Annotated in this window: 19 protein-coding genes; 2 read left to right on the top strand and 17 right to left on the bottom strand. The window is 59.3% G+C overall.

Translation table 11 applies throughout. The features are described 5' to 3' along the window. Nucleotides 1-17: 17 nt before the first annotated feature. The gene (locus tag GOB81_RS09215) at nucleotides 18-356 is read right to left on the bottom strand and encodes a P-II family nitrogen regulator (protein ID WP_173570114.1); all 339 of its coding nucleotides are present in this window, start codon (nucleotides 354-356) and stop codon (nucleotides 18-20) included. A gap of 203 nt (nucleotides 357-559) precedes the next feature. Here GOB81_RS09215 and GOB81_RS09220 point away from each other — a divergent pair, with 203 nt between their 5' ends. After that, on the top strand, nucleotides 560-1789 hold the full coding sequence (locus GOB81_RS09220; RefSeq protein ID WP_173570115.1) for a UbiH/UbiF/VisC/COQ6 family ubiquinone biosynthesis hydroxylase: 1230 nt from the start codon (nucleotides 560-562) through the stop codon (nucleotides 1787-1789). Nucleotides 1790-1913: 124 nt separating this feature from the next. Here GOB81_RS09220 and GOB81_RS09225 read toward each other — a convergent pair whose 3' ends face one another. The 9 genes from GOB81_RS09225 to GOB81_RS09265 all read right to left on the bottom strand — a co-directional run bounded on the left by GOB81_RS09225 (nucleotide 1914) and on the right by GOB81_RS09265 (nucleotide 11554). Further along, nucleotides 1914-2204, bottom strand: a complete 291-nt coding sequence (locus GOB81_RS09225; RefSeq protein ID WP_173570116.1) for a hypothetical protein — start codon at nucleotides 2202-2204, stop codon at nucleotides 1914-1916. A gap of 203 nt (nucleotides 2205-2407) precedes the next feature. Beyond that, on the bottom strand, nucleotides 2408-3475 hold the full coding sequence (gene hisC, locus GOB81_RS09230; protein ID WP_173570117.1) for a histidinol-phosphate transaminase: 1068 nt from the start codon (nucleotides 3473-3475) through the stop codon (nucleotides 2408-2410). Next, a complete protein-coding gene (locus GOB81_RS09235) occupies nucleotides 3472-3981 on the bottom strand; it encodes an ankyrin repeat domain-containing protein (protein ID WP_173570118.1) in 510 nt (169 codons plus the stop codon). Before GOB81_RS09235 ends, hisC begins: the two co-directional genes overlap by 4 nt. A 94-nt stretch (nucleotides 3982-4075) precedes the next feature. Then, nucleotides 4076-5143 carry an MBL fold metallo-hydrolase gene (locus tag GOB81_RS09240; RefSeq protein WP_173570119.1) on the bottom strand — a complete coding sequence of 356 codons (1068 nt, stop codon included), beginning with the start codon at nucleotides 5141-5143 and terminating at the stop codon, nucleotides 4076-4078. A gap of 9 nt (nucleotides 5144-5152) precedes the next feature. Further along, on the bottom strand, nucleotides 5153-6382 hold the full coding sequence (gene dgt, locus GOB81_RS09245; protein WP_173570120.1) for a dGTP triphosphohydrolase: 1230 nt from the start codon (nucleotides 6380-6382) through the stop codon (nucleotides 5153-5155). 116 nt (nucleotides 6383-6498) lie between these two features. Then, nucleotides 6499-7941: an outer membrane beta-barrel protein gene (locus tag GOB81_RS09250; protein ID WP_408736916.1), complete on the bottom strand. Its 1443-nt coding sequence runs from the start codon at nucleotides 7939-7941 to the stop codon at nucleotides 6499-6501. 75 nt (nucleotides 7942-8016) lie between these two features. After that, a complete protein-coding gene (eat, locus tag GOB81_RS09255) occupies nucleotides 8017-9372 on the bottom strand; it encodes an ethanolamine permease (RefSeq protein WP_173570122.1) in 1356 nt (451 codons plus the stop codon). Continuing rightward, nucleotides 9369-10169 (bottom strand): ethanolamine ammonia-lyase subunit EutC, encoded by an 801-nt coding sequence (gene eutC / locus GOB81_RS09260; RefSeq protein ID WP_173570123.1) that lies wholly within the window; start codon nucleotides 10167-10169, stop codon nucleotides 9369-9371. The genes eat and eutC overlap by 4 nt, the downstream gene beginning before the upstream one ends. Nucleotides 10170-10171: 2 nt before the next feature. Continuing rightward, nucleotides 10172-11554 carry an ethanolamine ammonia-lyase subunit EutB gene (locus GOB81_RS09265; RefSeq protein WP_173570124.1) on the bottom strand — a complete coding sequence of 461 codons (1383 nt, stop codon included), beginning with the start codon at nucleotides 11552-11554 and terminating at the stop codon, nucleotides 10172-10174. A gap of 442 nt (nucleotides 11555-11996) precedes the next feature. On the opposite strand from GOB81_RS09265, the gene GOB81_RS09270 reads away from it, so the two are divergent. Then, nucleotides 11997-12518: a 3'-5' exonuclease gene (locus tag GOB81_RS09270; RefSeq protein ID WP_173570125.1), complete on the top strand. Its 522-nt coding sequence runs from the start codon at nucleotides 11997-11999 to the stop codon at nucleotides 12516-12518. A 61-nt stretch (nucleotides 12519-12579) separates the two neighbouring features. Here the strand turns inward: GOB81_RS09270 and GOB81_RS09275 are convergent, their stop codons facing one another. The 7 genes from GOB81_RS09275 to GOB81_RS17690 all read right to left on the bottom strand — a co-directional run bounded on the left by GOB81_RS09275 (nucleotide 12580) and on the right by GOB81_RS17690 (nucleotide 21568). Next, on the bottom strand, nucleotides 12580-12981 hold the full coding sequence (locus GOB81_RS09275; RefSeq protein WP_173570126.1) for a tautomerase family protein: 402 nt from the start codon (nucleotides 12979-12981) through the stop codon (nucleotides 12580-12582). A gap of 35 nt (nucleotides 12982-13016) precedes the next feature. Next, on the bottom strand, nucleotides 13017-14366 hold the full coding sequence (locus GOB81_RS09280; protein WP_173570127.1) for an aspartate aminotransferase family protein: 1350 nt from the start codon (nucleotides 14364-14366) through the stop codon (nucleotides 13017-13019). Nucleotides 14367-14720: 354 nt separating this feature from the next. Beyond that, on the bottom strand, nucleotides 14721-17711 hold the full coding sequence (locus tag GOB81_RS09285) for a glycosyltransferase (protein WP_338421343.1): 2991 nt from the start codon (nucleotides 17709-17711) through the stop codon (nucleotides 14721-14723). 157 nt (nucleotides 17712-17868) lie between these two features. Beyond that, entirely contained in the window at nucleotides 17869-18408 is a 540-nt protein-coding gene (locus GOB81_RS09290) for a protein-export chaperone SecB (RefSeq protein ID WP_173570128.1), read from the bottom strand. 532 nt (nucleotides 18409-18940) lie between these two features. Beyond that, nucleotides 18941-19762 carry an aminotransferase class IV gene (locus GOB81_RS09295; protein ID WP_173570129.1) on the bottom strand — a complete coding sequence of 274 codons (822 nt, stop codon included), beginning with the start codon at nucleotides 19760-19762 and terminating at the stop codon, nucleotides 18941-18943. Beyond that, nucleotides 19759-21096 carry an anthranilate synthase component I family protein gene (locus tag GOB81_RS09300; protein ID WP_242010159.1) on the bottom strand — a complete coding sequence of 446 codons (1338 nt, stop codon included), beginning with the start codon at nucleotides 21094-21096 and terminating at the stop codon, nucleotides 19759-19761. The genes GOB81_RS09295 and GOB81_RS09300 overlap by 4 nt, the downstream gene beginning before the upstream one ends. A 106-nt stretch (nucleotides 21097-21202) precedes the next feature. After that, nucleotides 21203-21568: a DUF1826 domain-containing protein gene (locus GOB81_RS17690; RefSeq protein ID WP_242010160.1), complete on the bottom strand. Its 366-nt coding sequence runs from the start codon at nucleotides 21566-21568 to the stop codon at nucleotides 21203-21205. Between the last annotated feature and the right edge of the window lie 7 nt (nucleotides 21569-21575).

A 21575-nucleotide genomic window follows, 5' to 3' on the forward strand; every position in this document is an offset into this window, starting at 1 on the left:
TGGTTTAATGGGATGTGTCAGAGAGCCTCGTCGCCACTCTCGCGGGTACGAATACGCACTACGCGATTGAGATCGCTGACGAATATCTTGCCGTCGCCAATCTTGCCCGTATGGGCGGACTGGAGGATGGCCTCGACAACCTGATCGACCAGTGCATCGGACGTGGCGATTTCGATCTTGATCTTGGGCAGGAAGCTGACGTGATACTCCGCGCCCCGATAGATTTCGGTCTGCCCTTTCTGACGCCCGAAACCCTTCACTTCTGACACGGTCAGGCCCTGAATGCCCAGCGGCGAAAGCGCGTCGCGGACGTCGTCGAGCTTGAAGGGCTTGATAATAGCCGTGACGAGCTTCATCCCAGTTCCTCTTTAGATCAGCAGAAAATTCACAACGCTGCCGTAATGGCTTTGCTCAAGGAAGCATATTGCGCGCCCCATGTCACGGGGTATGGGATGGTCCGAACGCACAAAGCATGTCATGAGTTTCCCTCCCCGCGCCCGACAATATGATAAAGTACCGGGTGCGGAAAGAAACCGCTCGATTTTGAGGAGTTGCGGGCATGTCCGGCATGATGGAACCGAACGCTGGCGAAACGGTCACGGACGTCGCCGTGTGCATCATCGGGGCCGGCCCGGTGGGGGCGACGCTGGCCTGTCGACTCGCTCGTGACGGCATTGCCGTGGCAATTGTGGATCGTGCCGCCCTGTCTCCGATGGAGAACCCCGAATTCGACGGACGCGCCTATGCCATCGCGGCCGGTTCGAAAAATCTCCTCGAAGCCGCGGGCGTCTGGGAGAATCTGCCGCAGGTTGCATGTCCGATCGAGGATATCCTTGTTACGGATGGCCGCCCCGGTGAACCGCCCTCCCCGCTTTCCCTCGAATTCACCCGCGAAGATTCCAAGCAGCCTTTTGGCTGGATGGCCGAAGCCCGGGCTCTCCGCGTCGCACTCAACGCCACGCTCCATGCTTCACCGCTGATCACCCTGCTGGCCCCGACCGAAGTCTCGATCGTCCGTCGGGAAGACGGTGTGACGGTCCGCGCAACAGACGGACGCGTCGTCAACGCCCAGTTGCTCGTGGCGGCAGACGGACGCGGCAGCCGCACACGCTCGCAGGCCGGAATTCCGATTACGAAGCTCCCTTATGGGCAGAGCGGCATTGTCTGTGCCATCGCGCATGAACTGCCCCACGACAACGGAGCGCTGGAACATTTCCTGCCCGCCGGTCCCTTCGCCCAGTTGCCGATGAGTGGCACTGAAGACCATCCTTATCTTTCCGCGATTGTGTGGAGCGAGAAAGACGCGATGGCGCAGCGTATCGCGGCTCTTCCCGACGCGGCCTTTCGACGTGAACTGCAACGCCGCATGGGCGATCGGCTGGGTGAAGTGACGCCCGTAGGGCGGCGATGGGTCTATCCTCTGTCCGCGCAATATGCCCAGCGCTACACTGACACGAGACTTGTGCTCGCTGGCGATGCCGCGCACGGCATTCATCCCATCGCCGGACAGGGTCTCAATCTCGGGTTCCGGGACGTGACCACCCTTTCCGAACTGCTGATCGCAGCGCACCAAAAAGGCGAGGATCTGGGGTCTCCTGCTCTTCTTGCCCGCTATCAGGCGCGCTGCCGTCCGACCAACATGCTGATGTTCATGGCGACCGATGCGCTTGACCGGCTGTTCAGCAACGACAATCCGGTGCTCCGTCTGGCGCGGGATGTCGGCATCGCGGCGGTTCACCGTCTGCCGCGTCTACGCAAGGCGTTCGTGAAGCACGCAATGGGCGTTTAAAAAACAAAAACGGTTTCTGCCGTGTCGCAAGCGACGAGGACAGAAACCGTTTTTATACAGAGTGGAAAACCGCAGAACGCTCCTGCGTCCGGATTCTTATCCGAAATAGCTCGACAAAGCCCCGTTAGCCCGTGAGATCCGAACGAATGCGACTGCGCGGACGACGCGGTCCTTCTTCGGTGCGCGCCGTTGTACGCTGGGCGCGGTTATCGGGCGAGGATTTCAGAGCCGGAGCAGCCGTCAGTTCGGCCTCAAGCTGGGCGATACGTTTGCGCACGCTCTCCCGCAGGGCGGGAGCGGTGTGCGACTTCATAGACGCCAGTGTTTCCTTGAGGTCACGAAGCTGCTTCTGTTTCTCGGAAAGAGTACGGCGGATCGGCTGGTTATCCGAAAGCTGGCCGTGAAAAGCACGCATGTTTCAAAACCCAATCAGGCAGGATAAAAGGACTGTCCCTCCATATCTGGCGGACAAATCCTAACAATGAATGAAGAAACAGGCTTCTCCACATAGCATTCATAACTGGCCGGTCCTGCCGACTGGCCAGAAGGGTTATGTGCAGGGCTTATCTGTTTCCACAGAAGCAGGACGCATCAGGCTCGCCGCAAAATTCGACCGTATCAGTCGTTTCTGCGCAGGATATCCTTCAGGGCGTCCACCAGCGCCGCGCATTGCGCGTCGGTTCCGACCGTGATCCTGAGCCAGGATGATGTTCGCGGGCCTTTCAGATGGCGCACGATAATCGCCCTTTCTCTCAACGCGGCCGCCAGTGAAGCGGCCTCACGATCCTGATGGCGAGCGTAAACAAAGTTGGCACAGGAAGGCAATACCTCGAACCCGAGTTCCGCCAGAGAGCCCGAAAGGGTCTCCCGGCTGGCCATGACCTTGCTCACGCACTCGCCAAGCCAGTCCTCATCCTCATAAGCCGCCTTTGCGCCAGCCTGTGCCAGACGGTCGAGCGGATAGGAGTTGAAGCTGTCCTTGACGCGGACCAGACCCTCAATAAGAGCCGGATCGCCGACGGCGAAACCGACGCGCAGGCCAGCCAGCCCCCGTGACTTGGAGAATGTCTGGACCACCAGAAGATTCGGGTAGCGACTGATCAGGGAAATGGCGCTCTCTGCACCATAATCCACATAGGCTTCATCAATCAGCACCACCCGGTCCGGATGCGCGGCAAGCAGTTTTTCGATGTCCCCAAGACCCAGTGCAATGCCGGTCGGAGCGTTCGGATTAGCCAGAACGATGCCGCTGTTGGGAAGATTGAAGTCATCTATCCGCACACGCAGTCCGTCATCGAGCGGCACAGTTTCGAACGGCAGCCCGTAAAGGCCGCAATAAACCGGGTAAAAACTGTAGGTGACGTCGGGAAAGAGAACCGGATCGCCATGATTGAACAGGGCCTGAAACGCGTGCGCCAGAACCTCGTCCGAACCATTACCGACAAACACATGGTCAGTCGTCAGCCCTGTCCTGCGGGCGATGGCCTCACGCAAACCGAGCGAAACCGGATCTGAATAAAGGCGCAGCGAGTCATCCGCAGCATTCCGAATGGCCTCAATCGCCTTTGGCGACGGACCGTAAGGACTCTCATTGGTGTTCAGCTTGATCAGGTTGCTGATCTTCGGCTGCTCGCCGGGAACATACGGCGTCAGACGCTGGACAAGCGGACTCCAGAAACGACTCATTGAGACACTCCGAAAAGACTGAGCAACTCGGGCTGTCCCTGTGCGGCCGCCATGTCGCAGGCGCTCAGGCCCTCACCGTCCTTGCCGTTCGCGTCGGCCCCCGCTTCGAGCAGATACCGCGCCATGGCGGTGCGCCCGAACATGACGGCGAACATGAGAGGCGTACGGCCCACATTATTCGGGGCATCCAGAGCGGCCCCATGACTTACCAGAAGCTGGGCGATTCCCAGATCGCCCTTGAACGCCACACCGGCCAGCGCGGTCGCGCCCTTCGCATCCCGGAGGTCAACAGTCGCGCCGGCTTCCAGCAGCAACCGGACCGTCTCCGGATGACCGTTATAAGCGGCGAGAATCAGCGGTGTGTAACCCTTGTCGTTCCTGATGTCTGGACTCAGTCCGGCTTCGATGAACTCACCCACCAGATCACTCTGGCCATCCCGCGCCGCATCGAGGAACAGGGCTTCGATTTCGGCCTGATCAAATGTCGTGCCTTCCTGTTCCACCATGATACCTCTCCCTTGCAGGTTTGCTCCACCAGCGACGCTCCCCGCCGCAGGCCTTCATTCCTTCTACGCCATCCACATCCGTCTGCGAAGGATGTCACCGACCAATACTGCGTGTTTCGCCGAAAGCGAGGGGTACGAACGCATCGGGAGCCAGTCCGGCCCAGTAGAGCGTTTCCTTCAGGCAGCGCTCCGGCTCACCCAGCGGCTCCTGCGACAAGGGAAACGTGCCGAAATGCATAGCGATCCCCTGTCGCGCCTCAAGCTGGCGGAACCCCTCGACGGCCTCCACCGGATCGGTATGGACCTTCCGCAGGAAAGAGCGGGGCGCATACGCTCCGATCGGCAGCAGGGCAATATCCGGTGCCCCAAGACGGGCACGAATATCCTGCCAGTGCGGCCCGTGAGCCGTATCGCCGGCGAAGAAAACGGATGGAATAGTGGGTGCCCTGGGAAAGCGCAGGAAGAAACCACCCCACAGACGTCGCCCGGCATCCCGGAGCGTGCGCTGCGCGAAATGACGCGCTGGTGTGCAGGTGATCTCAAGATCCCCGATACGGACTGTTTCCCACCAGTCGCGCTCCGCCACGCGCCGGAGACCGGCCTGACTGATGATTTCACCATTGCCCGAGGGTGTGACCACAACAGGATTATCCCGCCGCGCAATGGCCCGAAGTGAGGGAAGGTCCAGATGGTCGTAATGGCTGTGCGACACCAGCACGATGTCGATCGGCGGCAGATCCTCCAGCCGCCAGGCGGGGGGACGTAGACGCCTGGGACCGAAAAACGACAACGGGGAACAGCGCTCAGAAAAAATCGGATCGGTCAGCACCGCAAGAAGCCGTCCATCCGGTTGAACGAACCGCAGCAGGAACGTGCTGTGACCGATAAAGGTCACACTGACGCTCTGTGAATCCGGTGAATCGTGCGGATTTCCGACGGCCGGAGGATCAACGATGAAAGGATGTTTCTCGGTCAGATTCGAAATCATCCATCGCAGAAAAAGCGTCGGCTTGATGCCACGACGACGGCTCTTGGTGGCAACGGGAGGTTCATCCGGCCACGCCGGGGGACGTGGCCCGGGCTTCCAGTCACCGGGAATCGGAGGATTGAAGAAAAACTCTCCGTCGCAATGATCGGATGGTGCAAAATTCATATGCGGCATGAAAGTCTTTTACCCGGGCACGGACAAATCCGTAAGCCTGCGATGCTCCTCCATGGCGAAGCGGTCCGTCATGCTGGCAAGGTAATCAGCGACAACACGGCGACACCCCGCGTCATCCCCGGCCGCCGCGGCCTGCTCGCGCCAGCCATCGGGAAGCAGCCCCGGTGAAGAGCCGAGTATATCAAACAGTGCAGCAACCACGTGTTTCGCCTTGTGCGTCATGCGATTGACACGCCAGTGACGATAAAGATTGGCGAACAGAAAGGACCGTATCTGCCCGTTGGATTCCGCCATGGCCGGACTGAAGCCAACCACCGGCGCGGCTGCATGGCGGACATCGTCGGCGGAAGAGGGGTCGAGAGCCAGAAGATTTTTCCGGGTCTGCTGAAGAACGTCAGAAACCAGAGCGTGTACGATACGACGTACCATTTCATGCCGGATGCGTTGCTCGATGCCGTTCAGCGCCGCTCCGCCCGTCGCGGGAACATCCGCACTGCTTCCCGCACCAAAGGGCGTGACCGGACGCAGCAGCAACGTGCCTGTCAGTGACCGTGCTTCCCGCAAAGCATCGCCCACTACCGGCACATCGACCAAATCGTCCAGTGAGAGAAGGCCGGACTTGATGCCATCATCAAGATCGTGACCGTGATAGGCAATGTCATCAGCCAGCGCAGCCAGTTGCGCCTCGACAGAGGCAAACGTCTCCAGTTCCAGCGGATACGCGGTGTTGTAATCCTGAAGCCATTTTGAGGGATTGCTGACAGGGCCATTATGTTTGACCAGTCCCTCCAGCGTTTCCCACGTCAGGTTGAGGCCGTCAAACTGGAAATAACGCTGCTCCAGAACCGTGACCTGCCGGAGAGCCTGCGTGTTGTGGTCGAACCCTCCCCACGGAGTCATCGCCAGAGAAAGCGCATCTTCGCCAGCATGTCCGAAGGGGGTGTGACCCAGATCATGCGCGAGGGCGACAGCTTCGGTGATATCTTCGTCCACGCCGAAATATCTGGCCATGGACCGGGCAATCTGCGCGACCTCAAGAGAATGTGTAAGGCGCGTCCGGAAGAAATCACCTTCGTGATTGATGAAGACCTGTGTTTTGTACTGGAGCCGCCGAAATCCCGACGAGTGGATGACGCGATCACGGTCACGCTGCCATGGTGAGCGCGTGGGCGAGTCCGGCTCCGCATAGAGCCGGCCGCGTGACGGCCGGGCATTGACTGCATAAGGGGCTATGGTCATCTGGCTCCGTTCCGCACAGGGTTGCGGAACGCATATGACCATGTCCAGCGCGATGTGGCGAGAGGATGCCGTTCACAGAGGAAAAGGAGCAGCAGCGCCCCTCCCCCTCTGTCTCATCAGAAAGCCCAGATCACGTCGCAGTTGAACCAGAGCATGTTGTTGGTGCCGTTGTTCACGACAGGGTTCTGGACGGTACCTGCCTGGTTGAAAGGGCGGGTGCCGTTGAGGGACTTGTCGAGACGAACTTCCGGACGAATTGTGAACTGTCCGAAGCTGACATGCTTGTTGATGAAGTCCGGTCGGTACGTCACGCCGACGGTGAGAGCGCCATACGTGGTCGGCATGGCATTGTAATAGGGGTAAGGCTCGTTGGAGACGGCCTGCGTGAAGGAGTTGAAGCTGGAATATTCGGTGATGATCCCGCCCGTATTGTCGCGGAAGATTTCACCACGCGCGTTGAAGGTCAGGTTCGGGTTGAGATCATAGGCAAAGTATGTGGTGACGCCATAGGCATCGTCCCGCAACAGATCATCGTGAAGATAGGTGCCGTCAACAGTGACCGTCATCTTTTTGTTGAGCTTGTAGCTCACAAGGATGTCGCCGTTATACTGCATTTCCTTGTTGGCGAGTTTGCCGACGCCTGCGCTCACCCATCCATACGGAGAGGTCCGCGACACGCCGTTATTTCCCTGCGGGCCGAAATGACCGAGAAGATGAAAACTCAGCTTTCCGTCGAGAAGATTGTTGAACGCAAACCCGAACGTCCCTTTTGGACGGCTGTTGTTTCCTGCCTGACCGAAAGAGGTTGAGTTACCCGCGTCGATCCCGAGAACCCAGTCCACATACTTGTTAAGGTGCAGCGTTGTATAAATGCCGATGACCTGAAACGGTACGATATAGTCAGATGCATAATTGAAGGTATAGAACGGCCGTGCCAGCGCAGGCGTGCCTTCCGAGCCGAGAAGTCCGTACATCTGACCGAGCTGAATATCTATTCCACGCTTCAGCAGCCAGGGCATATGGAAATCGACATGCGCCTGAGTCGGCACCCACTGGTAAAGACCATGCAGAGAACCGTCACCCATGCCGATCGTAGGATCAAACCGTGCATCCGAACCATACATGACTTCAAAATTGAAGCCGAAGCCGTACCCATCACCGATATTCGTCACGGGGTGAGAGAGGGACCCCATGATCTGGTTCATCGTTACAGTATTGGCGCGATCCACATAAAACTGCCCGAAGTTGCGCGCCGAACGCGTCCATGGGTTACCGGCAATACCAACTTCCGCCGTCAGATGTCCGACCAGCCCATCCCAGTATGAAAGGGCTTTTCCGGCTTTGGGGTGAAAGATGTTCCCCTGAACGACTTTGAGGCTTTCCTCTGTTTCTGCCACATCATCATCAACAAGCTTGTTGTGATCAGTCACTTCATCGGGCGCCACAGACGATTTGGTCGTTGACAGGGTGACAACAGGCGCTGCGGACGCGGCAGGAAGAACCGTCTGGGTCTGAGCGTGAGCCGCATACGGCAGGAACAGGCCCGCTGTCATAAACATTGATGAAAGCAGCAAGCTCTTTCTGCAGTATATTTCTTTCATGGACCAACCTCTTTCGTATCGAACTCACCTGCCTCAGGAAACCGGCAGTCTTTTCTTCGTTGATGTCATCATAAAGAATACAGACAGAATTGATACGAAAGCGATATAAATCAAGAAGATTGTTGTGTTGTAGAAGATAACAGCTGCAAGTGCGATAATTGCGCAACTAAGTGCAAAGGCGGGAAGCACAGGATAAAACGGCGCACGATAGGAACGCTGCATGTCCGGCTCCTTTCTGCGCAGTACAAAAAGGCTGATCATGCTCAGGATATACATGGTCAGAGCACCAAAAACAGACATCGTGACAAGTGTCGCCGTCAGTGACTGGCCGGCTATGGAAACGACATCATCCGAGAAAATAGCTGCAATTCCCACGACGCCACCGGCAATCGTTGCGACATAGGGCGTCTGGAATCGCGGATGGATGCGTCCGAGAATCGCTGGAAGAAAGCCAGCTCTGGCGAGTGCGAACATCTGCCGCGCATATCCCATGATGATGCCATGCAGCGATGCAACCAGACCGAAAAGACCCAGCCATACGAGCATGTGCAGCCAGCCGCTATGGGTACCGACAACGCGCTTCATTGCTTCCGGCAGCGGGTCATTGAGATTCGCAAGAACGTGCCAGTCTCCGACGCCACCAGCAAAAATCATGACACCGAAGGCAAGGCACACCAGTGTCAGAATGCTGGCGATATAAGCGACAGGGATGGAACGTTTCGGATCTTTTGCTTCCTCGGCCGCCATGGCGACGCCTTCGATGGCGAGAAAAAACCAGATTGCAAAAGGAATAGCCGCAAAAATACCGCCCATCGCTTCAAGGCCGAAATGCGGTGCGACTCCCCAGCCGTCATGAACGAAGTTTCCCCACGAGAAAGCGGGAGCGACCACACCCATGAAAACGAGAAGTTCGATAATGGCTGCAATCGTCACAAACAGTTCGAACGATGCCGCCACATGCACGCCGACGATATTGAGCGCCATGAAAACGATATATGCCCCGACTGCCGCGACTTTTGGCGACAAGGCAGGAAATTGCACGTTCAGATAAGCACCGATTGCAAGGGCAATTGCAGGCGGAGCGAAAATGAACTCCACGAGCGTAGCCAGTCCCGCGACCAGACCTCCGAGTGGTCCGAGAGCACGGAAACTGTACATGAACGGACCGCCTGCATGCGGAATTGCAGTGGTGAGTTCCGTAAAGCTGAAGATGAAAGAGGTATACATCAGCGCCACGAACATGGTCGCGAGCATGAAACCCAGCGTTCCCGCTGTACCCCAGCCATAACTCCAGCCGAAATATTCGCCTGAAATCACGAGACCGACGCCGATTCCCCACAGATGGAAGGAGCCGAGTGTCTTGTTGAGCGTTGTCACACCCGTTGTCATGCTTGTGTGTCCTTATCAAGGGCAGGCGAGGCATTGTCGAGAATACTGCTTTCCGGAGCATCATCTTTCAGATCGACACCGGTCAGCTTCCTCTGTCTGGCCTCACGCATCAGCCAGGCAAGTTTATCGGCGGCAACAGCCGTTCTCAGGCCATGCGGATGAATATTGGAAAGACAGTTGCGGGCGGAGTCCGGGCAGCCGACCCGTGGCGCATAGGTCAGATAGACACCCATGCTGTTCGCAACACTGAGACCTGGCCTCTCGCCAATCATCATCACAACCATGCTCGCACCCATGGCTGCGGCAATTTCGTCACCGATGGCGACACGTGCCTGTTCGGCGATGACCAGAGGGGCAATGGACCAGTCCTTCAACCGCTCCTTCATGGCGTGATAAAGCGGCACGGCGCCCTCCGCCGCAGCAACAGACGACAGGCCATCAGCGGCGACAAACACCGCGTCCCACGTGCCTTTTTCCAGACCAGCGAGACTTTCTGGCGATAAACGTCGCCCCATATCCGGCCGCCGCAGATAGGTCGGGCGATCCACCGCACGACTATGCACCAGCAGACAGGGCTCTCCCTGCAGCTCCGCCTTCATCGCGTCCACATCAAGAGGTGCGTGCACCGCATCGCGCGCCTGCGCATGTGCGGCCTGAAACGCCAGCACATCCGTACTGCGCTGGGCATTACCGCTGCGTCCAAGACCGATACGGGCGCGGGTCAGCGATCGCAGGTCGTTCCATGGATCGACGGACAGGCGATCAGGCTTCTGAACTGGAGTTTTGTCATGCGCCATGGTCAGGCAATCATCTGGCCGAGACGGGTCTGAGCCGGCGAGAGCGGCAACATCCGGTCACGCACGGCATCGTAAAGACCCGTCTGCTCCAGCCATGCGGCAAATTCCGGTGCGGGCTTCAGTTTCAGGAGATCCCGCAGAGTCAGGATGTCGTGAAACGCCAGGCTCTGGTAATTGAGCATGATATCGTCGGCACCCGGAACCGCGATCAGGAATGAGATCCCTGCCGTGGCCAGCAGAACCATCAGGTTGTCCATGTCGTCCTGATCGGCCTCGGCATGGTTGGTGTAGCAGGCGTCACATCCCATCGGCACGCCAAGAAGCTTGGCGCAGAAATGGTCTTCCAGACCGGCACGAATGATCTGCTTGCCGTCATAAAGATATTCGGGGCCGATGAACCCGACGACCGTGTTCACCAGCAGCGGCCGGAACGCCCGGGCAACGGCATAAGCCCGTGTTTCGACGGTCTGCTGGTCGATGCCGTGATGGGCATCCGCCGACAGCGCCGCGCCCTGCCCCGTCTCGAAATACATGAGATTGTCGCCAACGGTACCGCGCTTCAGCGCCTGCGCGGCCTCGTGCGCTTCCCTGAGGATGCCGAGCGTGACGCCGAATCCTTCGTTCGCCTTCTGCGTGCCTGCGATCGACTGGAATACCAGATCCACCGCGCCGCCACGATTGATGATCTCGATGGTGTTGGTCACATGGGTCAGCACGCAGGTCTGCGTCGGGATATCGTAGCGCTGACGGGCATGATCGAGCATGTCGAGCAGCGCCAGCCCATTGGCCACGCTGTCCGTCGCCGGATTGATGCCGATCACCGCATCGCCGATGCCGTAGAGCAGTCCGTCAAGCGTAGAGGCCGCGATGCCTTTCAGATCGTCTGTCGGATGGTTCGGCTGCAGACGGGTGGCGAGGCAGCCCTCCAGCCCGATCGTATTGCGAAACTTCGTGATGACCCGGATCTTTCGCGCCACACTCATCAGATCCTGATTACGCATGATCTTGCTGACTGCCGCGGCCATCTCCGGCGTGATGCCCGGCGCGACGGCGGCGAGAGTCGCCGTGTCAGTTTCGTGCGACAGCAGCCAGTCACGGAAGCCACCCACTGTCAGGTGGGAGATCGGCGCGAAAGCCTGCTTGTCGTGGGTATCCACAATCAGGCGCGTGACCTCATCCTCTTCATAAGGCACAAGATCCGTATTCAGGAACGTCGTGAGCGGGAGGTCGGCCAGAGCATAACGTGCGGCCATCCTCTGACCGTCCGAGGACGCAGCAAGACCTGCCAGTTCATCGCCCGAACGCTGCGAAGAAGCCGCCGCCAGCAGCTTTTTCAGATCGTCAAACTGGTGGCGTTCACCGCCAAGAGTATGATGGAAACCCATCGTGGAAGCTCCTGAAACTCCAACCCCGGCATGATGCGGCAGCAGTCGGCAATGTGCGCATGATATGCGGTCACCGGCGAAATGATGCGCTTGTGAAACATACCGGATGCGCAGGCGGAATACAAAAAACTCCCCCCGCCGCCTTGCAGGCAGCGCAGTGGAAAAGGCCCTTTTCGACTCATCATTTAAAAAGCATGATTTTTTCGAAATCAGACCCGCCTGAAGACAGGAGTATGACTCAAAAAGAAAAACGTAATCACGCTCGGAGAAAGCCTTAGAAATGTTTTGACATAAAATTTAAAGCGAGAAGGATTATATTTCTTATAACATATTGTAAATAAACAGTTTTATCTTCATTCAATCAGTTGAACGGACATAAAATGATATACTTTTCCCCACCCTACTTCCCTGTCACATCGGCTTCAAAGAAATGAATTCAGCCATGTCGTCCGCTATCCCCTTCATTTTCCTTGATAATGAAGCGTCCTCGCTCACAACGGACAGTTATCCGATCGAAATCGCATGGGTGCGGCAAGACGGCTCAAACGAATGTTTCCTCATCCGCCCGGAACCGGAATGGACCGACTGGTCTGAACAGGCTGAGGCACTGCATGGCCTGAGCAGGGAACAACTGATGAAGGAAGGTCACCCGGCCAGCGAGGTAGCGGCGCGTTTTCTCTGTGATGTGAAAGGCGCCCGGCTGGTCAGCGATGCCCCGCCTTTCGATCGCGCCTGGCTGGAGACGCTGTGCGGGGTTGCCGGGAAGACCACCCCCGTCATCCACCCCGTGCTTGAAGCATGGGTCGAGGCGTTACGCACTCACGAGGGATCATCAGCGCAGGAAGAAGCGGCCCTGCTCACACGCGTCCGCCGCATGGAGGAAAGCCGCCGGAAGCGCCGACACCGGGCGCTGCCGGACGCGCAGGAACTCTGGCGGATATGGAAGGATCTTGGAGGCCGGTGACCGAGGGCGAGTCACCCTCTCCCTCGGGTCATCGCGAAACCGCTGGCTTCAGCGGCTCTTCTTACTTTCTGAGAGGAAGCTCGCCTGTCAGGAACTGAGCGCGACCCAGTCCGAACGACCAGTGCGCATCCTTGTTTTCCACGACGGAAATCATGACGTCAGAAGACTTGATGCCGCACTCCGCCTCCAGACGCTCGGTGAGCAGCCGATAGAACAGGGCGAAACCACCATCGCCACGCGGACGACTGAATACCTGTAGCAGCACCATGTCCTTCGTGCGCGGAATACCGAGGCCGGTATCCTCAAGGATCATGTGAGACGGCTTATGCTCGGTGACGATCTGGTAGCGATCGCCGCGCGGCACCTGAAACGCCTCCAGCATGGCCTCGTGCGTGGTGTCGAGAAGCTTTTTGATCTCGGATTCACTGCGGCCTTCATAGACGTGAAAATGCAGCAGGGGCATGAAACTCTCCTCTGTCCGTTGGAAACGGAACGATGTCAGTCCAGTTCGGCAATCAGCTTGCGAACAGTGGCGACCATGTCACGCAACTGCTCAGGTGTCGAAATGAAGGGAGGGCCAAAGGAGATGGTTTCCCCGGTGCAGCGCAGCAGAACCCCGCTCTTCAGCCCTTTTTCAAAGACTTCAAGACCGCGTGCGCCCGGCGCTCCGTCCTTCGGCTTCAGGTCAATCGCTGCTGTCAGGCCGATATTGCGCAGATCATGCACCAGCGGCAGATCGCGCAGGCTGTGAATGGCTTCTTCCAGCACAGGCTCCAGTGAGCGCACGCGGGCGATCAGGTTCTCTTCCTCCATGATATCGAGAACCGTATGCGCCACGGCCGCCGCCAGCGGATGCCCTGAATAGGTATAGCCATGAGCGAACTCGATGGCGCTTTCTGAGCCGTTCATGAAAGTGTTGTAGATCTCGTCGGTCACGATCACCCCACCCATCGGCACGATCCCGTTCGTGACCGCCTTGGCGAAGGTGATCATGTCCGGCTTCACGCCGAAACGCTGGGCCGCGAAGTTCTCACCCATGCGCCCGAAGCCGGTGATGACCTCATCAAAGATCAGCAGGATGCCGTGTTTGGTGCAGATCTCGCGCAAACGCTGGAGATAACCGATCGGCGGCACCAGAACGCCCGTTGATCCCTGCACCGGCTCGACAATCACTGCTGCAATGGTCGAGGCGTCGTGCAGCGCCACCAGACGTTCCAGATCTTCCGCCAACTCCGCGCCCCATGCGGGCTGACCTTTGGTGAAAGCAACCTTCGCGTGGTTGTAAGGATGGCGGATATGATCCACGCCCGGCACCATGACTGTGGCGAACATCTTGCGGTTCGGCACGATGCCGCCAACAGACATGCCGCCGAACCCGACACCATGATAACCGCGTTCACGACCGATCAGACGGAAGCGCGCACCTTCTCCGCGCAGACGATGAAAACCGATGGCAATCTTGAGGGCCGTATCGACGGCTTCCGAGCCGGAATTGGCGAAAAATACATGCTCCAGACCGGCTGGCGCCATGTTGGCGATGCGCTCGGCCAGGCGCACAGCCTCCGGGTTCGCCAGCTGAAAGCTGGGGGCAAAGTCGAGGGTGTCGGCCTGCTTCCTCAACGCTTCCGTAATGCGGGGCTGGGCGTGACCCAGCGGCGTGCACCACAGGCCCGACAGCGTGTCGAACAGCTTCGTGCCATCTGCCGTCGTGTAATAAGGACCTTTCGCCGTCTCCAGAACCCGGGCCATGCCCTGTTCCCTGACGCGTCGATTGGCCGTGAACGGCATCCAGAACCGGCCTTCTTTCAAGGTGGTGGCACAATCAAATTCGTTCTTCAAATCCGCCATGATCTGCTCCCGCTCGACCCCGCAGCGGGGCCACCTCATTCTGCTTGTGCAGAGAATGTTATGAAATGACAACTTTGTAAAACACGGGAAGGGGGCTGCTGGACGCATGCTTCACGGGCTTCCGTCGTCCGCCATATCGTCCCTTAGAACGACGATCCGGGAGTGCGTTTTTTACAAAATCCACTGTCAATTTCGAGAACAGACTTCATAAATCGCGAAGAGAACAGGTTCCTGCCCTTCTGCCGACTTCCGGATATGCCGCGAACATAAGGGGCCATCCCTGCGTGGAATGCGGAGCAAATCCTGTCTCTCTCCGAAGGGGATATGCTGCGGAACACTCCCTTCCAAAAAAGCTTATCGCGCCGGAGCCAGAACCTCTTGGAGGATGCTGTTCAGCCTTACCGAATAGGCTCTGGGGCTGTTTTCACTTTCCAGCATCCGAAGCGCGCCATGACGGACCGTGTTCCACAGATCCTCATCTGTGTAGAGCGCCACGATCTGGTCTGCGAACCGTTGGGAATCGTTGTCACCACCCGAGACGATCTCAAGGCCGCTGCGCCAGTCGAGCTGGCGGCACAGGAGATCGGACGCCACGACCGGCAATCCATAGGACGCCGCCTCGTGGATCTTGAAGGGGATGCCTCCGGCGAACCGGGTGGGCGCCACGAAAATGCGGTGGGACGCGTAAAGTGCCGCCGCATCCTTAACCGGGCCTACCAGCTCGACACGCGGATCGCGACCCAGCGCACTCAGATCGACGGACGCGCCCCGGAAACCCGCCACGGTGAAGCGGACATCCTCTGGCAGGCGATCCTTCAGCAAGGGCAGGACCTTATCCACGAACCAGATGAGGCTGTCGTGATTGGGTGCATTCGGCTCATGAATCGCCCCGAGGAAGAGCATATCCCGCCGCTCTCCCCATTTTCGGGGTGTCGGCCGGACAGGGCACATATGTCCCAGTTCAGCCACATTCTCATACCCGGCGGCACGCAGGATTCGGACATCCAGCGCGTTGACGGCAACGATCATCCGGCACAGCCAGGCATCGGCCAGTTCGGCCTCCAGCGCCTCATCCAGCGTCTGCGTCAGAGGCTCGCCGAAAAGGTTCGCCTTCAGCACCGTGCGCGGAGCCGTCACCGCCTCGGTATCGAGCACGATTGCCTCGAGTGGCAGTGCTGCGGCCTGTGCCATCAGCACCGGCATCATGCGCCCGATATTGTGTGTCCGTCCGATCCACACGCAGTCATAGGCACCGCTGCGCTCCTGCAGGAATGCCTCGAATGTATCGAAACCGCGATCATGCAGGACTTCGACGTCCGCTGGAAAATCAGCGTAAATCGCTGGCAGCGGCGCCGTTGAGGCATAAATGGGATAGACCGTGACCTGATGACCGAGAACGGCCATTGTCCGCACGATATCGTTGGAACGGACAAAGCCCGAACCCAGACTGCGCGCGGGCACCTGATCCTCGATAAAGAGGATGCGTTTCGCGGAGGGATGCAGCACGCTGCGGGCGCGCGCCGCCAGTCCCGACGCAGGCGGCCATGCCTTACGGATGGTCGCAGCATGGCGCTGACGCAGCAGGCGGCGATCCGCCTCCGTAATGGCGGTGGCATCGCCATCATGCACATCCTCCGACACGATCATCGCCGGTTCATGGACAATTCGGAAACCGGCCTCGCCCGCACCCAGGCAGAGATCGGCAATCTGCATGGCGCTGGCTTCGAAGGCTGCGTCGAACCCGGCCAGCTGTTGCAGCAGCGCACGGTCGATCAGAAACGCAGCCTCGGTCGTGCAGGCGATGTCGCGACGGAAACAAGCTTCCGGCGCGCTCATGTCCGCGCCTTCCAGATAACGTGTCAGCGTCCCGTCACGTCCCAGCAGCACCCCGGCTTCACCGATACGACCGTCCGCGCGCAGCACACGGCCAGCAACGATTCCCACCTGCGTCTTTGTGACGGGAGAGTGACCCTTGAGTTCGCGCAAGGCCGCTTGCAAGGCTCCGTGGGACAATCGCATGCCCTGCCCCAGCCAGAGCACTGCGGAAGCATTCAGATGCGGCAGGGCGGCCTGCAAGGCCTCGGCGTGCGTGGTGGAGCGATCCAGCCGGAGAATACGGATGCCTTTGACGAAATGCTCAAGCCGGGTCGTATCGTCCTGCGATCCGCCATCCACCACGATGACATCCAGAGCACCGGGAAAAGTCATTCGGAGCGCCGACAACGCCGAAAGCGTCAGGGGGAGCCGGTTGCGCGCGAACAGAACGACGCTGACCTCGGCCTCACCGCTGACCGTGAAGTCCAGTGGACGACGCACCAGCAGTGGAATCAGGTTCTCGGCCTTCCTTACAGCCAGCCCCTCAAACATCTTCAGATCCGGACGATCCAGATCCGCATCGAGAGGGCGCTGATGGCGTCGGGACAGCCAGTGAACGAAGACGTCCCGCACCAGTCCGCGCTCGATATCGGAGCGCACCCTTCCTGAGAAGAAATAGGTATTGAGATCCACATCCGGGTGCGGTTTCCGGCGTTCGAACGTTCCGTAATGGACGAAATGATCGTAGGCCGAACGCAGTTTCCCCGCAGCGATCGCATCCGCGATATCGGGGTAAAGGCCGAGATAGTAATCCTCGATGAACCATTCCAGCGCGTTGTAAACGCCTGGAGTGGTGTTGGTGAGGAAATGATGGAGTGCGCTCCGCATCTCACCGGCATTCACGGCGGCGGCCGCTTCAGGATAGGTGTTGAGATACCATTCCGGATCGAAATACCAGCTGACTTTGAACCTGCTCGCCTGTGCCTCGTCGCTCAGAAAGCTGGTGAATGGGCCAGCCGCGGGAATGGTCGTGGCAGACGATGAATCCGGACCGGACACAAGCGCGTTGGCGTAATAGAGATGCGGGTCGAAAAACAGATGGCCGGACCGGAACTCGCGATCGCCATAGCGGAGATAGTGGTCGTAACCGTTGATGACCCCAAGACGGTCAAGTGTCGCCCGGGTCAGATCGGGATAACGCGCGAGATAGGCTGTTTCCGAGAACAGCCAGTGCGGCGACCGGTTGATGAATCCGTCCGACCGATAATGATCAAAACCGGACGCGAATGCTCCCGCCTCGACGGCGGCGGCCACATCCGGGTGCGCCTGCAGATACCAGGCTTCATCAAAAAAGCGATTGGGGGAGAACTTCTCGCGCTTGCCAACCCGCACATAGTGGTCGGCCAGTTCCTCGGCAGAGGCATCCACAAGATCGCCCAGAGCATGTCTGTAGCGGGCGCGGTACCATTCAGCGTCAAATCCTGCCCACAGAGGCTCATTCATGGACTGGGACACAGAATCGGAAGCCACCGGACCTCTCAAAAACAAGCGGGGACAGCCCCGAAAAATACAGACGTCCGCATTTGCCGTGCCAGCGAAAGTCTCAACGCATGGCCGCCGCCAGACTTCAGTTTCGGATCAGCACGACTGAAACGAAGTGTCAGAAAACCACAAAACGTCCCGCAGATCACCCTGTCTTCTGCGTCGTGCTCCGGGAGCGCCACAGCGCCAGAAAATCGACATGCTGGATGATGACTGGCAGGAACCCCGCTTCCCGCGTCAGATCCGCCAGATAGTTGCGGGCCGCCGGAAAAAGCATCTTCGGTGCTTCAACCAGCAGCAGCGGCTCGAACGTCTCCGCCGTCGCGTTGCGCAGCGAGAACAGTCCGGAATAGGTGATCTGAGTTTCGAACAGCGTCGCCGCCTCTCCCCCTTCCACCGGAGCGTCCGCACGCCCCACGCAGTTCATCACCACGTCCACTTCGAAATCGGGCTGGTTCTCAGCGACCTGCCGGGCCATCACGTCCAGCGTCATGGACGTGTTCGGACGAACGGGTGGCCGCGTGTGGATGAGGGCGGAATCAAGGGTCCGGAACGTGACGCCACGCACATACTGCGCACCCATCAGAACCGTTGGAGCGGCCGGGGCCTGTCTGGTTGAACCAGACACGCTGTCCGTCACGTTGCCCGCGCCCGTTACCGATTCCATCGTGTTCTGATCGACCATACCTGAAGGAACTTTCCGTCTTGCTGTAAATCCTTGCGCAAGAGGCCTTAGCAAACTCCCTGCGCGCCGACGAGTGTAACAGTACAACTCTTTCTATTAAATAAAACGTCCCGGCAAACTTCCGAGCGCCAGCATTGGCGAGCAGCCTTGCGGAAGTTCCCTCCGGTGGATCAGCGCAAGAGGGTAAACAGGGGCCAAGTATCTCCGGTCCAGTAAGGAAATGCGCATAAGCCACGGCCTGATCGCAGCGCCACAGACAATCCGACAGGGCTGCTAACCGGGATGCATGCAACACTTGCTGCCTGTCTCTTGCAGCCCATCATGGCCCCCACGACCCGGCTCCTGCCGCGCGTCGCATCCCTGCCCGATTTTGAGGACAGGTCGACGGCAGGCTCGTCACCATTGCGCTTCAGCCCTGTCCACGGAAACAGGCACGCCATGCTGCTCACGAGACCACGCCTTACAAGGTGTGGCAAGGCGGCGCCCTCAGTCTCCGGCAACGAAAAGAATACCGCGCTGCCCGCAGCCGCCTTCATTCAGGCGAAGCGTTCAGGCCGAAAAGACTTTCCCGCAGAGTGTGCTCCATCAAGGGATCTTCTCCCATCAGAAAATCGTCGATAGCCGCGACACGCTGCACCGACAGCGCCGAGACGAGCCACGCCGCTTTCACAGCGCCAAGTTGTCCCAGCGAAACGGACCGCTCCACACACAGCCCCATCTCCAGCAGGCGTGCCCGCGATGTGCCCGGGAGCGCCCCGTCCTCCACCAAAGGCGTTACCAGCTCACCATTCAGCAGCAGAAGGATATTCGAGGCGCTCGCTTCCGCCACGACGCCCCTAAAACCGGGCAGCAACGCATCGTCAAACCCCGCAGCCACGGCGTCCATCCGCGCCATGACCATTGGCAGATAGTTCAGCGATTTCACCCGCGATAGCGGCGATGAGCCATCCCGCACATACCGGCTGACACCAAGTCGCACCGGCTTTAACGGTGCTTGGGTCGCGAGGGCGCAGGTCAGTAGTACCGTCGGTTTCATGTCTGGCGAAGGCAGCAGCCCGCGTGGACCGCAGCCCCGTGTAACGGTCAGTCGCATCGACCCGTGCGCGATGCGGGACGCGGCTGCAAGATCCGCCACCGCCTGCTGCATGAGGGATCGTTGCGGCGGAGGCAGCCTCAGTGTCGCGCAGCCATCCTCAAGCCGGGTCAGATGTCGCTCCAGATGGGGGATCTGCCCCTCCGCTACCCGCATCGTCTCGAACAGCCCGTCGCCCAGCAGGAAACCCCTGTCTCCCGGTGCAATGCGAGCTTCTTCCTCAGACACGATCGTGCCATTCAGCCAGACTTTGCCCGTCATGCGCCAAACACTCCCAGCAACGCCGCCACTTTCAGCCGCATCTCGTCATATTCCCGTTCCGGATCGGATGGCCATGTGATCCCGCCGCCCGTTCCGATCGTCAGCCGGTTGCCGCACCGCTCCACGCTGCGGATCACGACGGAACTGTCCATCGCGCCATCCCGACCGATCCGGAACACGCTGCCGCAGTAAGCGCCCCGCGCCGAACGCTCGATATGATCGATGATCTCCATGGCCCGTTTCTTGGGCGCGCCCGTCACCGATCCCGGCGGCAAGGTTGCTCGGAGCAGATCGATGGCGTCCAGCCCGTCCCGCAACTTCCCCCGCACGCAGGACACAAGGTGATGGACATGCGCGAACCGTTCCACCGCGCAGAGCTGCGGCACCGAGACCGAACCGACTTCACACACACGCCCGATATCATTGCGCATCAGGTCGGTGATCATCAGGTTCTCCGCATTTTCCTTTGCATCCCGCCCAAGAGCCTCGGCAAACCGCGCGTCTTCCTCTGTGGTGTTGCCAGCCTGCGCCGTACCCTTGATAGGGCGCGTTTCAACCACCCCGTCTGGGGAAAGGGAAAGAAACCGTTCCACGGAGGCGCTCATAAGAGAAAAAGGGACCTCTCCCGCGCATCTGAGATAGGCCCCGAACGGAGCGGGGGAGCCCTGTCGCAATGCGGCATAGGTCGCCAGTTCGTCGAAGGGCGGCGGCACTTCGGCATGCCAGCGCAGCGTCAGATTGGCCTGAAAGATGTCGCCTTCCCCGATCAGCCGGATGATCTCCCGTACCGCCGCGATCCATTCTTCACGGCTCATGTCCGGCTGGAACGCCCGATTGGGGGCAGACGCCCGCACGGGCTTCATGGTGGACGGCATGGAAAAATTGCCCACCCGAAAACACCGTTTCTCATACCGGTCGAAGGCCAGCACCGCGTCATAGGACGCTGCGATCAGGTCCGGCGTTTTCGTGTGGTGCCGGGACTGCACAGTTTCCAGCGTCATCCCCGCCCCATAGGACGCCAGCCCGACAAGCCCCCCTGCAAACGGCAATCCTGTCTTCCCTTTGTCAGGAAGACGCCGCTGCATATCCCGCAAATGCTCCCATGCATCGCCTGCGACGGACTGGCCATTCCGTCGGATATGGTCGCCCCGCACCACCAGCGTTTCCTGTGGATTCACGCAGAGGAACGACCAGCGCGACCGCTCTCCGTCCGGCGCGCCGCCACTGTCCAGAAACGCCAGCCAAGGCGCGTCCTTCCATGCCGAGAGGGCCGTCCACGGGTCGATCCAGGGCAGTTCGGTCACGCAGTCAGGGCACATGACCGTTTCATACATGCAGACGGCCGCACGCGGCAGAGGGATGTTTCAGGCTTCCACCAATGTTGCATGTTCCGCTGTCATTCCGCATGCCTCCGGATGATCGACAGTCAGCACCAGACGGTCAACCGGGACAGCCAGCGCCGAACAGCGGCGGAGAGTGATGCAGCACCGCTCCGGTTTCCGACCAGCCAGGAGAGCAGAGACCTTTCAGCACGGTAACAACACCCGCCTTCGTCTCATGAATGGCGTGTGCATCCGTGAACTTCCACTGCACACCGGGGCTCGCATAGGTGCAGAGCAGTCTCAGCGTCACGTGATCCACGTGAAAGCGGCGGCAACTGTCCCCGAAGATACGCTCCAGAGGAAACCGGACGTTCCCGACGCCCGTCAGACGCTGGTACAGCCGCACACGATCCAGCATGTCTTCCACCAGCACTTCGGAACCGGGGGGCGGTCTTGTGCATGAGGCTGCCAGAGCCACCGTCATGCGATCA

Origin of the sequence: Acetobacter conturbans (genome assembly GCF_011516755.1) — a bacterium.
In the GTDB taxonomy this organism is placed as follows: domain Bacteria; phylum Pseudomonadota; class Alphaproteobacteria; order Acetobacterales; family Acetobacteraceae; genus Acetobacter; species Acetobacter conturbans.

What these genes read in the sequence shown, in the direction of transcription:
- GOB81_RS09215 (WP_173570114.1), bottom strand. Translation starts at nt 356, where the DNA reads ATGAAGCTCGTCACGGCTATTATCAAGCCCTTCAAGCTCGACGACGTC.
- GOB81_RS09220 (WP_173570115.1), top strand. Translation starts at nt 560, where the DNA reads ATGTCCGGCATGATGGAACCGAACGCTGGCGAAACGGTCACGGACGTC.
- GOB81_RS09225 (WP_173570116.1), bottom strand. Translation starts at nt 2,204, where the DNA reads ATGCGTGCTTTTCACGGCCAGCTTTCGGATAACCAGCCGATCCGCCGT.
- hisC (WP_173570117.1), bottom strand. Translation starts at nt 3,475, where the DNA reads ATGAGTCGTTTCTGGAGTCCGCTTGTCCAGCGTCTGACGCCGTATGTT.
- GOB81_RS09235 (WP_173570118.1), bottom strand. Translation starts at nt 3,981, where the DNA reads ATGGTGGAACAGGAAGGCACGACATTTGATCAGGCCGAAATCGAAGCC.
- GOB81_RS09240 (WP_173570119.1), bottom strand. Translation starts at nt 5,143, where the DNA reads ATGCCGCATATGAATTTTGCACCATCCGATCATTGCGACGGAGAGTTT.
- dgt (WP_173570120.1), bottom strand. Translation starts at nt 6,382, where the DNA reads ATGACCATAGCCCCTTATGCAGTCAATGCCCGGCCGTCACGCGGCCGG.
- GOB81_RS09250 (WP_408736916.1), bottom strand. Translation starts at nt 7,941, where the DNA reads ATGTTTATGACAGCGGGCCTGTTCCTGCCGTATGCGGCTCACGCTCAG.
- eat (WP_173570122.1), bottom strand. Translation starts at nt 9,372, where the DNA reads ATGACAACGGGTGTGACAACGCTCAACAAGACACTCGGCTCCTTCCAT.
- eutC (WP_173570123.1), bottom strand. Translation starts at nt 10,169, where the DNA reads ATGGCGCATGACAAAACTCCAGTTCAGAAGCCTGATCGCCTGTCCGTC.
- GOB81_RS09265 (WP_173570124.1), bottom strand. Translation starts at nt 11,554, where the DNA reads ATGGGTTTCCATCATACTCTTGGCGGTGAACGCCACCAGTTTGACGAT.
- GOB81_RS09270 (WP_173570125.1), top strand. Translation starts at nt 11,997, where the DNA reads ATGTCGTCCGCTATCCCCTTCATTTTCCTTGATAATGAAGCGTCCTCG.
- GOB81_RS09275 (WP_173570126.1), bottom strand. Translation starts at nt 12,981, where the DNA reads ATGCCCCTGCTGCATTTTCACGTCTATGAAGGCCGCAGTGAATCCGAG.
- GOB81_RS09280 (WP_173570127.1), bottom strand. Translation starts at nt 14,366, where the DNA reads ATGGCGGATTTGAAGAACGAATTTGATTGTGCCACCACCTTGAAAGAA.
- GOB81_RS09290 (WP_173570128.1), bottom strand. Translation starts at nt 18,408, where the DNA reads ATGGTCGATCAGAACACGATGGAATCGGTAACGGGCGCGGGCAACGTG.
- GOB81_RS09295 (WP_173570129.1), bottom strand. Translation starts at nt 19,762, where the DNA reads ATGACGGGCAAAGTCTGGCTGAATGGCACGATCGTGTCTGAGGAAGAA.
- GOB81_RS09300 (WP_242010159.1), bottom strand. Translation starts at nt 21,096, where the DNA reads ATGTATGAAACGGTCATGTGCCCTGACTGCGTGACCGAACTGCCCTGG.
- GOB81_RS17690 (WP_242010160.1), bottom strand. Translation starts at nt 21,568, where the DNA reads ATGACGGTGGCTCTGGCAGCCTCATGCACAAGACCGCCCCCCGGTTCC.